This is a genomic window from Trinickia sp. EG282A (assembly GCF_040965455.1).
GTDB classification, from domain to species: domain Bacteria; phylum Pseudomonadota; class Gammaproteobacteria; order Burkholderiales; family Burkholderiaceae; genus Trinickia; species Trinickia symbiotica.
This window is the reverse complement of the sequence record NZ_JBFRCC010000002.1, coordinates 1,386,110-1,395,877: the sequence shown is the minus strand read 5'-3', so window position 1 is coordinate 1,395,877 and position 9,768 is coordinate 1,386,110. Positions and strand designations below refer to the sequence as shown.

Annotated in this window: 10 protein-coding genes; 8 read left to right on the top strand and 2 right to left on the bottom strand. The window is 64.9% G+C overall.

The window, feature by feature from the left end:
* The first annotated feature begins 423 nt into the window (after window positions 1–423).
* The 4 genes from AB4Y31_RS14435 (at window position 424) to AB4Y31_RS14420 (ending at window position 4,396) form a co-directional block, all read left to right on the top strand.
* Entirely contained in the window at window positions 424–1,629 is a 1,206-nt protein-coding gene (locus tag AB4Y31_RS14435; RefSeq protein WP_018442888.1) for a DUF2863 family protein, read from the top strand.
* Between the two features lie 310 nt (window positions 1,630–1,939).
* Complete coding sequence (locus AB4Y31_RS14430) at window positions 1,940–2,800, top strand: LuxR C-terminal-related transcriptional regulator (RefSeq protein WP_368674448.1); 861 nt, start codon at window positions 1,940–1,942, stop codon at window positions 2,798–2,800.
* A gap of 81 nt (window positions 2,801–2,881) precedes the next feature.
* Entirely contained in the window at window positions 2,882–3,559 is a 678-nt protein-coding gene (locus AB4Y31_RS14425) for an energy-coupling factor ABC transporter permease (RefSeq protein ID WP_018442890.1), read from the top strand.
* 261 nt (window positions 3,560–3,820) lie between these two features.
* Entirely contained in the window at window positions 3,821–4,396 is a 576-nt protein-coding gene (locus AB4Y31_RS14420; protein ID WP_026230082.1) for a BspC domain-containing protein, read from the top strand.
* 38 nt (window positions 4,397–4,434) lie between these two features.
* On the opposite strand, the gene AB4Y31_RS14415 is transcribed toward AB4Y31_RS14420, so the two are convergent.
* On the bottom strand, window positions 4,435–5,610 hold the full coding sequence (locus AB4Y31_RS14415; protein WP_368674447.1) for a M14-type cytosolic carboxypeptidase: 1,176 nt from the start codon (window positions 5,608–5,610) through the stop codon (window positions 4,435–4,437).
* 7 nt (window positions 5,611–5,617) lie between these two features.
* Window positions 5,618–6,400 carry a peroxide stress protein YaaA gene (yaaA, locus tag AB4Y31_RS14410; RefSeq protein WP_018442895.1) on the bottom strand — a complete coding sequence of 261 codons (783 nt, stop codon included), beginning with the start codon at window positions 6,398–6,400 and terminating at the stop codon, window positions 5,618–5,620.
* Window positions 6,401–6,457: 57 nt separating this feature from the next.
* On the opposite strand from yaaA, the gene AB4Y31_RS14405 reads away from it, so the two are divergent.
* Genes AB4Y31_RS14405 through AB4Y31_RS14390 form a run of 4 tightly spaced genes read left to right on the top strand, consistent with a single transcriptional unit; the run spans window position 6,458 to window position 9,761 of the window.
* Complete coding sequence (locus AB4Y31_RS14405) at window positions 6,458–6,961, top strand: putative toxin-antitoxin system toxin component, PIN family (protein ID WP_018442896.1); 504 nt, start codon at window positions 6,458–6,460, stop codon at window positions 6,959–6,961.
* On the top strand, window positions 6,958–8,148 hold the full coding sequence (locus AB4Y31_RS14400) for a pyridoxal phosphate-dependent aminotransferase (protein WP_368674446.1): 1,191 nt from the start codon (window positions 6,958–6,960) through the stop codon (window positions 8,146–8,148). Before AB4Y31_RS14405 ends, AB4Y31_RS14400 begins: the two co-directional genes overlap by 4 nt.
* A gap of 5 nt (window positions 8,149–8,153) precedes the next feature.
* Window positions 8,154–8,948, top strand: coding sequence for an oxepin-CoA hydrolase, alternative type (locus AB4Y31_RS14395; protein ID WP_368674445.1), 795 nt, complete (start codon window positions 8,154–8,156; stop codon window positions 8,946–8,948).
* Between the two features lie 12 nt (window positions 8,949–8,960).
* Window positions 8,961–9,761 carry a histidine phosphatase family protein gene (locus AB4Y31_RS14390; protein ID WP_368674444.1) on the top strand — a complete coding sequence of 267 codons (801 nt, stop codon included), beginning with the start codon at window positions 8,961–8,963 and terminating at the stop codon, window positions 9,759–9,761.
* Window positions 9,762–9,768 lie beyond the last annotated feature (7 nt).

Sequence of the window (9,768 nt, the reverse complement as noted above, 5' to 3'; positions counted from 1 at the left end):
ACTTATCGGCTGTGAATTGTTAAAGATCGTTCGCTCAACCGCCTCGGCGCCGCTACCACCACTACCCTTCGGCACCGCCGTCTTGCGTTGCTGCATCAGCAGCAGAGAAGCGAGATTATGCAGCGTCACCAGCCAGTCGTCAACGAGTTTTTTGATTGCGTCGCACGCTGCTCAGCGCCACATCACTGACCCGCCAACCGCTGGCCGCGCGCCTCGTATTTACAGCACGATGCGCGCCGCTCGCCGTTCCACTTCCCTCTCTCGCGCCGCCGTCGCCGACCGCGCGAAAGGGCGTGATTCTAGGCCGCTTCGCGAAGCGTGGCAAGTGAAGAATAGCCTCCTCGTGTTTGCGCAGTCGGGGCTCACGGTGCCGGAAACGACTAGAATGGAAGGTTCATCGAATGAACATCCTATTCACTCACTATGCGCTCGCGAATCGCCAAACGCCTTCCCCCCGATGCCGACAAGCTCGTCGGCTTGTCGCTCGCGCTTTTCGCCTCCGGCAGCCGTATCGAGGACCGCTTCTGGGAAGCGAAGCTCGACACGTTGCTTGCGAAGATCGTCCGCAATGGCAATCAGACCACGCTCGACGCCGCGCTCGATCACCTTCAGCAGAATCACCCGGACGCCTACGGCGCGCTCGCGGACATGGCGGAAACGCACAGTGAATCGTTCGTCATCGAGCACGAAGGCGCTTCCTACGAAGCATTGTTGATCGCGGCGCCCATATTGGCGTGGACGCGCTACATCATCCCTTCGGGTTCGCTCAAGACCGAATCGGTCGATGCCCTGCGGGCCCATCTTCAAGCGCACGTACTGGCCGACGGTACACGCGTCGCGCTCGCGCCTTTCCTCTACAGCATCGACCAGCTGCCCCGCCACCATGTGGAGACGTACCGCGTGGCGCAGCAACTGATTCAAGCCGCCGTGAACGGCACGCCTGCCAAGATGAACTTCGGTGAGCTGCCGGAGACTTCGCCTATCCTCGCCGATCCGCGCTTTTTGCTCGCCGTGGTGGCGGCGCCCGTCGGTGCGCCACTCTTTCGCTGGCAAGAGGAAGAAAACGGCGCGCGCATCGAGCGCGGGCAATGCCTGGAGCAGTGGACGTCGCAAGGCGGCGCCAACCTCGCGGTCGTCCTGCCCGGCTGCGAATTCGAATGCCTGCTGCCCGACGCCTACTACTCCGCCTGCCGCGACGCGGACGAGCGCGTGCGCCCGCACACGGTGCGCACCGCCATCCGCTACCTCTATGACACGATCGGCGCGACGGCGCAGGATTTGCGCGCGGTCGTCGCCGGCTTCGGCGAGCGGCGCATCGACGAGTACCGGATCGGCTTCACGCGCCGCGGCAGCAACGACGTGATCTATGGCGTCGTCTGGCCGCTCTACGGCCGCGAGAACGGCGAGCTCTCGATCGACGAGGAGACCGAGGAAGTGGAAGGCCCGCTCGAGGAAATCATCGCGCTGCTCAAGGAGGCGGGTCTCACCGACATCCGCCGGCACGCTGGCCGTTTCGAGCCCGAATATTGTGACGATTGCGGCGTTCCGCTCTACGCGGATCCGCTCGGTGAAATTGTCCACGCCGAGATGCCCGAAGACGCCGAGCCCGCTCAGCCGCATTTCCACTGAGTCGTCCACTCGCTCCCGCCCCGTTAGCGTGCCCCCCCAGGTTTCTTCAAAGGGGACTTTGCCGGGGCACCGTCCCGCCGATCCCGCCGCAAGGGAGCCCGTCGCTCCCTTGGCGAGCCATACTTCGCCAACCGCCAACCGCCAACCGCCAGCTGCACGCCGAGCGTGCCGGCGCGCGTCCTATGCCGTCCGGCTAGCCGTCCGCTCGTAAGGAATTTGTCATCATTGCGTCGGCGGCACGAGAGGAGCGCGGCCGGCCCGCTGTCGGGCCGCCGCGGCGGCGCCGCATTGGACTACCAGGAGGCAAAGTATGCGGTTCGCAGTTCTCGGTTCTGAAGCAGAGCGGCGCGACGGTCTCAAGGCACTGTTGCGGCAGATCAATCGGCACGCACGATTTTGCGAAGCAAGGGATTGGACGCAGGCGTGCCGGGCGTTGCGGCGAGCACCGGTCGATTTGCTCGTCGTCGACTGGCACGACGCGATGCGCGTCTCGGAAGTGCGCGCGCTGATCGCCGAGCAGCCCGGCCTGCGCGTGGCGGTGTTCGTCGACGATGCGTCCGCGTCCCGCGTCCGGCTGCTGATGGACGAGGGCGTGCAAGGCGTCATCCCGCGCGGCACGAATCCCAAACTGATTTTGCGCCTCGTCGAGCTGGTGCTGGCAGGTGGGCACTACGCGCCGCACGGCGCTTTCATGCACGAGGAAGGCACTGCGCCCGACGTCTCGGCGCCGCCGCCCGCGCTCGTCTGCGAGCTGACGCCGCCGTCCGCGCGGCGCGCCCGCTTTGCGCCGGCCCTTTCCCCGCGGCAGGAGCAGATCATGCGCTGTGTTCATATGGGCAGCACCAACAAGATGATCGCCCGTACGCTCGGTATCAGCGAGGGCACGGTCAAGATTCACCTCGCGAGCATCTTCCAGCAACTCGGCGCGCCGAATCGCGCCGCGGCCGTCGCCATCTACAACGGATGGCTCACGCCGCAGCTCGAAGTGTTGCGCGGCGAGCACGAACACGCGCCGAAACCCGCGATAGGCCAGCCAGGCCCGGTACCGTTGCGCCGCCGCACCACATTCAAGTATCCATTGCCGCGGCAAGAGGAAACGAATAGCCTGCCAATGGCTGCCGAACCTGCAACGCCGTTCCGCAAGACGGTAACGAATACCGGCTCGCGATAAGCACGGAAAGCACTGCTCGGCGCACCGGCGTCGGGCCAGCAACGGCTCCCGGTTTCGGATTCCAACGAGTAATATGGCGACATGGGGTTCTTTTATACGCCGCTTCCGCTGTGGGTTTCCATCGGTGCCTGGGTCGCCGCGGCAGGGCTTCTCGCGCTCGCGGTGCTGCGCAGGCCGTTCAAGCGCTTGCAGGACGCGACGCTGCAGCACGTGTGGCTCGCCATCATCGTCGCTATCTCGGTGTTATGGGCAAGCAATGCATGGCTCGAAGACGGCCCAGTCATGCACTTGCTCGGCGCCACCCTTTTCGTGACCTTGTTCGACTGGGCGCTCGCGCTCGTCGCGATGGCTGCCGTGTCGGGGATCGCGGCCGTCGTCTTCGACGCGGCCTGGCAAGGCATCGCGCTCACGTTCCTCGTCTACGGCGCAATGCCGGTGGGCATCTCGTCGCTGTTGCAGCGCGCCTCACTCGCCTGGCTGCCCCGCAATCTCTTCGTATTCATCGCCATCCAAGGCTTCGTCTCGCCCGCCGTGGCCGTCGCCCTCGCTTCGGCCGTCGCGATCGGGTTTCATGTCGGGCTGGCGGGTGGCTCGCCGAAGATCATCATCCCCGCCGGCTATGCATTGAGCGTGCTCCTGCTCGCGCTCGGGGAAGCATGGTTCACGGGCATGTCGACGGCGCTCATCGCCGTCTACAAGCCGACATGGGTCACCACCAACGACGTTCGCCGCTATCGCCTCGGGGGGCCGCGCACGTAATCGTCAGTCGTTGCATCGACGTTCACCCCCAATTGCGACTCACGCGGCCCGTGTCGCCCGAGCTTCGCCTTTCGCGCCGCGCTCGAGCCGGGCATTGCCGCGGCACAAATGTTCACGGATCGGTTGAACTCTATCGGCGACTGCGGCATCTTAGCGAAGTGCGCCCGCCACACTGACGTCCCGCCATTTCCGCCGTTAGGCTGCCCAAGGGCAGTGTCGGAGGGGCGTCTGGCCAAGTGACATCTCGATAATATCAACTGGATGGATAGCTCCAACACATCACGCCGCCTGCGTCGGCTTGTCCGATCGCTGACGGTTGCGCTCGCCGCATTGCCTCTCGCCTTCGTCACCCCCGCCCGCGCCGATCTGATCGATCAGCGCAACGAATTGATCGCCAAGTTTGTCGGCGACATGCACGCCGATCCGCTCGTCGCCGATTGCGCCGCGCACGGCAGCTTCGTCGCCAGCACGTCGAACGTCATCGATCATGTCGAATTCGCGCCCGAATCGTTCGACAGCCAGCATGCCACGATTACGCCGTGGAACGATTCGTTCGACGAAGGCAAGCAGCGGATCAAGGTCGACAATGTCGTCACCGTCGAAGGGCAAGGCATCGCGCGCGACAAAGATCACGCTCCCTACGATCTGAAGTTTCGCTGCGGCTATGTCGGCCAGCAAATGCTGGCATTCAGCTGGAATGACCCGGTGCCGCCGGCCAAGCCGCGCGCTGAGCGCTCGACGAAGAAGGGCAAAGGCAAGCACGGGTCGAAGCACACGACGAAAAGAACGACGCAGCGAGCCCAGGCTCAGAGGAAAAAGCGCGGCGGCGGCACCTAGTGTCGGGCACTAGCCGCGGGAAGCCGCGGGGCGGCGCTTTACGCGAACGTTTCGAGATGGCGCAGCACGGCGCCGAGCATGGCGGCGCCGAGCGCCGCGCTACGCTCGCCGTTCCATCCGACTCGCTCATCGGGCAGATTCGCATTGTCCTTGAACGGCATCTCGAGCGTCAGCGACAGGCAGCCGAATGTATGGCCGATGTACTTCGAAGCGAGCTTCAGTGCGTCTTCCTGGTATTTGCCCGACTCGTAGCCGTGCTTGTCCTGAAAATCAGGGCTCGCTTGCTTGAACGCTTCGATGAAGGCCGCTTGCTCGGCCGCCTGGTGCGCCGTGAAGCCGGGTAGCATCTCGCAGCCGGCGACGAACACATAAGGCAACGTCTCGTCGCCGTGAATATCGAAGAACAGATCGCATCCGATCGAGTGAATCGCATCGCGTACCGCGAGCACCTCGGGGCTGCGTTCCGGATCCGGATCCATCCATTCGCGGTTGAGATTCGCGCCTGCCGCATTCGTGCGCAGATTGCCGTGTACGCTGCCGTCGGGGTTCATGTTCGGCACGATGTAGAACACGGCGCGCTCGAAAAGCTTGCGCGCGACCGGATCGCCCGACCAGTCGCCCCACCCCGCCAGTCGCTTCGCGAGCCCTTCGACGAACCATTCGGCCATCGTTTCCCCGGGGTGCTGGCGGGCGACGATCCAGACTTTCTTCTTTGCCGCGGCGCCCTCGTGCCTCGCTGCGTCGGCGGCTTCGTGCGCGCCGAGCGCCAGCAGCGAGACAGGACGCCCCTCGACCGTTTGGCCGAGCTCGACGAGTGTCGCATGGGGCATCTGCTGCAGCGCGCCGAGAAACTCCGCGTGCCGCTCCTCGCTGTAGGGCTCAAAGTAAGCGTAGTAAATGCGATCGAATTCGGGCGTGTGGTCGATCGTCAGCACCCGGCCGTCATACGACGTGGGAACGCGAAACCAGTTGACCCGGTCGTAGCTCGCCATTGCGCGGTAGCCGTGCCATCCTTGCGCGAACGCGCAATCGGCCGCGTTCTCGAACGTCATCACGCAGCGCTCGCCGCGTGCGCCCGAGAGCCGAAAGTAGAACCACTGCGCGAACTCGGCATGGCTGTCGGGGCGAATGCGCAAGCGGATATCGCCGGCCGTCTCGCAAGACAGAACCTGGACCGCGCCGCCATCGAAATTGCTGGTGATCGAAAGTGTCATGGGAGTCTCAATCGCCGACGCGGCGGCGAAAAACATAGGTGGCATCGTTCGACGCCGCTTCGTCGAACGAATAACCCTCGGCCGCGAAGGCTTTCAATTCTTCGGGCGCGCCGAGGCGGTGTTCGACAGCGAAGCGTGCCATCAGTCCTCGCGCGCGCTTGGCGTGAAAGCTGATGACCTTGTAGCGGCCACCCTTCCAGTCCTCGAATACCGGCGTAACCACGGGCGCTTCGAGCCGCTTGGGCTTGACCGATTTGAAATACTCCTCCGAGGCGCAATTGACCAGTACGCGAGCGCCGCGCTTTTTCTGGCGCAGCTGCGCGTTGAGCGCATCCGTAATGCGCTCGCCCCAGAACGCGTAGAGGTCCTTGCCGCGCGCGTTCGAAAAACGCGTTCCCATCTCGAGACGGTACGGCTGCAGCAAATCGAGCGGACGGAGCAGACCGTAAAGACCCGAGAGCACGCGCACGTGCTGCTGCGCGTAATCGAGATCGGCCGCCGACAGCGATTTCGCGTCGAATCCCTCATAGACGTCGCCGTTGAACGCGAGCACAGCCTGTTTCGCGTTGTGCAAGCCGAACTCGGGCGACCAGTCGGCATAGCGCTGGAAATTGAGCTGCGCGAGTGAGTCGGAAACGCCCATCAGCGTCGCGATCTGTTGCGGCGACAAACGCCTCAAGCCCTCCACGAGCTGCGCGGCGTCCTCGACGAAGTCGGGAATCGTGTGACGTCGAACGTGCGGCGGGGTCTCGTAGTCGAGCGACTTCGCCGGAGACAAAACAATTATCATGGAGGCTGGCCGGCACGATGTGCCGGGTGGAGAACGCGAAAAGCCCGATTGTAGCGAATGCCTAGTCTTTCTGGTCCCGATGCCTCGCGCGCCGCGCCTAGGGTCGTCCTCGATTCGAATGTCTGGATCGACATCCTCGTGTTCGACGACGCGGCCACGCGCCCGATCCATGCCGCCTTGCGCAGCGGTGCGCTCGACGCCGTCATCGATGCGCGCTGCCTCGCCGAGCTCTCGCGCGTGCTCGACTATCCGCAGTTCACGCGCCGCGCCGTCGACAAGCAGGAGGCGCTCGCGTCGGTCGCGCGGCTCTCGGTCATGACACTGCCGGCCGAGCCGCCCGCCGGCGCGGCCACGCTGCCGCGCTGCAAGGATCGCGACGATCAGAAATTTCTCGAGCTCGCCCATTCGGCCGGTGCGGACTGGCTCGTCTCGAAGGACCGCGCGTTGCTCAAGCTCGCGCGGCGCACCGCGCGCGATTTCGGCTTTCGCATCGCCCAGCCGGCGCCGTTCGCGGCCGCCTGCATGCTGCATGAACCTATCGTCACTTCGAGCGCCCCATGAACGCACCGCACGAGCCAACGCAACGCGCGCACGACGTAGCGCCTCCCGAGTTTCCCTCGCGTCTGCCGAATGTCGGCACGACGATCTTCACCGTCATGAGCGCGCTCGCGACGGAGCATGAAGCCGTCAACCTCGGCCAGGGATTTCCCGATTTCGGCTGCGACGCCCGCATCGTCGACGCGGTCGCGAAGGCCATGCGCGATGGTCACAACCAGTACCCGCCGATGGCCGGCATCGCTGCGCTGCGCGATGCGATCGCGAGCAAGATCGAGGCGATTCACGGACGGCGATATGATCCGCTGACCGAAGTCACGGTCACGGCGGGAGCAACGCAGGCGCTCTTGACCGCGATCCTTGCGACGGTGCATCGGGGCGACGAGGTCGTCGTGCTCGAGCCCACCTACGACAGCTATCTGCCGTCGATCGAGCTCGCCGGCGGCACGCCCGTCTTCGTGACGCTCGAAGCGCCCGACTATCGGGTGCCGTTCGACAAGCTGGCGGCCGCCATCACGCCGCGCACGAGGCTCATTCTCATCAACACGCCGCACAACCCGACGGGTACTGTCTGGCACGCCGAGGACATGCGCAAGCTCGAAGACATCGTGCGCGGCACGAACGTGCTCATCGTCTCGGACGAGGTCTACGAGCACATGGTCTACGACGGCGCGCCACATCAGAGCGTCGCGCGCTATCCCGAGCTCGCGGCGCGCAGCTTCGTCGTCTCGAGTTTCGGCAAGACCTTTCACGTGACGGGCTGGAAGGTCGGTTACGTGGCGGCGCCGGCGCCGCTTACGGCCGAGTTCCGCAAGGTGCATCAGTTCAATGTGTTCACGGTGAACACGCCGATGCAGGTCGGCATCGCCGACTATCTGGGCGATCCCGCGCCCTATCTCGAACTGCCCGCCTTCTATCAGCGCAAGCGCGACTTTTTCCGCGACGGCCTGGGCGGTACGCGTTTCAAGCTGCTGCCTTGCGAGGGCACCTACTTCCAGTGCGTCGATTACTCGGCGATCAGCGATATGTCCGAAGAGGATTTCTCGAAGTGGCTCACGCGCGAGATCGGCGTGGCCGCCATTCCGGTGTCGGCGTTCTATCATGAGCGGCACGAGTCGGGCGTCGTGCGCTTTTGCTTCGCGAAGCGCGAGGAAACCCTCGCGACGGCGCTCGAGCGGCTTTCGCGCCTTTGACGATCATGAGCGCGGAACTTCTGGCGGCGCGGCCACCCGAGAGCGAATCGACGCTCGTCCTGACGCTCTCGAACCCCGGCGCGCGCAACGCGCTGCATCCGGACATGTACGCGGCCGGCATCGTCGCGCTCGAGACGGCCGAGCGTGACGCCTCGATTCGCGCCGTCGTGCTGACGGGCGCGGACGATTTCTTCTGCGCCGGCGGCAATTTGAACCGGCTGCTCGAGAACCGCGCGAAAGACCCCTCCGTCCAGGCGCAAAGCATCGACCTGCTCGGTCAATGGATTCTGGCGCTGCGCACGTCGACGAAACCCGTCATCGCCGCGGTGGCCGGCGCGGCGGCCGGGGCCGGGTTTTCGCTTGCCCTCGCCTGCGATCTGATCGTCGCGGCAGAAGATGCGAAGTTCGTCATGTCGTATGCGCGCGTCGGGCTGACACCTGACGGCGGCGGCTCGTGGTTCCTCGGGCAGTCGCTGCCGCGCCAGCTCGCGACGGAAGTGCTGCTCGACGCCAAACCGATCTCCGCGGCGCGTCTTCATGCGCTCGGCCTCGTCAACCGCCTCGTGAAGCCCGGGCCGGGGCACGTCCGCGATGCGGCGATCGCGTGGGCCGACGAGCTCGGCCGCGGCTCGCCCAATGCGACGAGCCGCATCAAGACGCTCGTGGCCGCCGCCGGCGAGCAGTCGTTGCCCGATCAGCTGAACTTGGAGCGCGACCACTTCGTCGCCTCGCTGCATCACCGCGAGGGGCTGGAAGGCATCACTGCCTTTCTGGAAAAGCGGCCTGCGCGCTATCGATAACGGACCACCGCGATGCCCGAGTTCAAGATCCCGAAGCGGCGGCGCATCTTCCTGATGCGGCATGGCGACGTGACCTACTTCGACGACTCGGGCCGGGCGATCGATCCCGATACGGTGCCGCTCAACGAACGAGGCCAAGCGCAAGCGCGAGCGGCAGGCCAGGCATTTGCCTCGGCCAATGTGCAATTCGATCGCGTCATCGCAAGCGGCCTGCCGCGCACGATCGAAACCGCGCAGTGCGTGATTGCTCAGATGCGTCAGGCCATGGGCGCGAGCCAGGGCGATGAGCGCGGCAACCCAAACAGTAATGCGAAACGGCGCGACGATGACGATCCGCTCGGCAAGCAAGTCGAGATCGAAAGCTGGCCCGAGTGGCGCGAGATTCGATCGGGACGATTGCCCGATTTGCCGCCGGCCGAAATCGAGCGTGCGTTCCTGACGATCTTCGACGGCATCGTGCCCGAGGAAACGCGCTTTCTCGGCGGCGAAACGATCGGCGAATTGCTTGACCGGGTCCTTCCCGCGCTCGCCCGGCTGCGCGCCGATCCATCGTGGGATACCGTATTGCTCGTGCTGCATGGTGGCGTCAACCGCGCGCTGCTCTCGCATGCGATCACGGCGGGCGGCAGAGCATTCTTCGGCCATCTTGCCCAAGCGGCGGGGTGTATCAATGCACTCGACGCCGGTAGCCAGCCACGCGATTGGGTGGTGCGGATGCTCAATTACGCGCCGCCCGGCCCGCTCTTTCGCGATGTGCGGCACACGACGATGGAGATGCTTTACGCCCAATATCTGCGATATCGAGGGGACTAGGACCACG

What these genes read in the sequence shown, in the direction of transcription:
- AB4Y31_RS14435 (WP_018442888.1), top strand. Translation starts at nt 424, where the DNA reads ATGCGCTCGCGAATCGCCAAACGCCTTCCCCCCGATGCCGACAAGCTC.
- AB4Y31_RS14430 (WP_368674448.1), top strand. Translation starts at nt 1,940, where the DNA reads ATGCGGTTCGCAGTTCTCGGTTCTGAAGCAGAGCGGCGCGACGGTCTC.
- AB4Y31_RS14425 (WP_018442890.1), top strand. Translation starts at nt 2,882, where the DNA reads ATGGGGTTCTTTTATACGCCGCTTCCGCTGTGGGTTTCCATCGGTGCC.
- AB4Y31_RS14420 (WP_026230082.1), top strand. Translation starts at nt 3,821, where the DNA reads ATGGATAGCTCCAACACATCACGCCGCCTGCGTCGGCTTGTCCGATCG.
- AB4Y31_RS14415 (WP_368674447.1), bottom strand. Translation starts at nt 5,610, where the DNA reads ATGACACTTTCGATCACCAGCAATTTCGATGGCGGCGCGGTCCAGGTT.
- yaaA (WP_018442895.1), bottom strand. Translation starts at nt 6,400, where the DNA reads ATGATAATTGTTTTGTCTCCGGCGAAGTCGCTCGACTACGAGACCCCG.
- AB4Y31_RS14405 (WP_018442896.1), top strand. Translation starts at nt 6,458, where the DNA reads ATGCCTAGTCTTTCTGGTCCCGATGCCTCGCGCGCCGCGCCTAGGGTC.
- AB4Y31_RS14400 (WP_368674446.1), top strand. Translation starts at nt 6,958, where the DNA reads ATGAACGCACCGCACGAGCCAACGCAACGCGCGCACGACGTAGCGCCT.
- AB4Y31_RS14395 (WP_368674445.1), top strand. Translation starts at nt 8,154, where the DNA reads ATGAGCGCGGAACTTCTGGCGGCGCGGCCACCCGAGAGCGAATCGACG.
- AB4Y31_RS14390 (WP_368674444.1), top strand. Translation starts at nt 8,961, where the DNA reads ATGCCCGAGTTCAAGATCCCGAAGCGGCGGCGCATCTTCCTGATGCGG.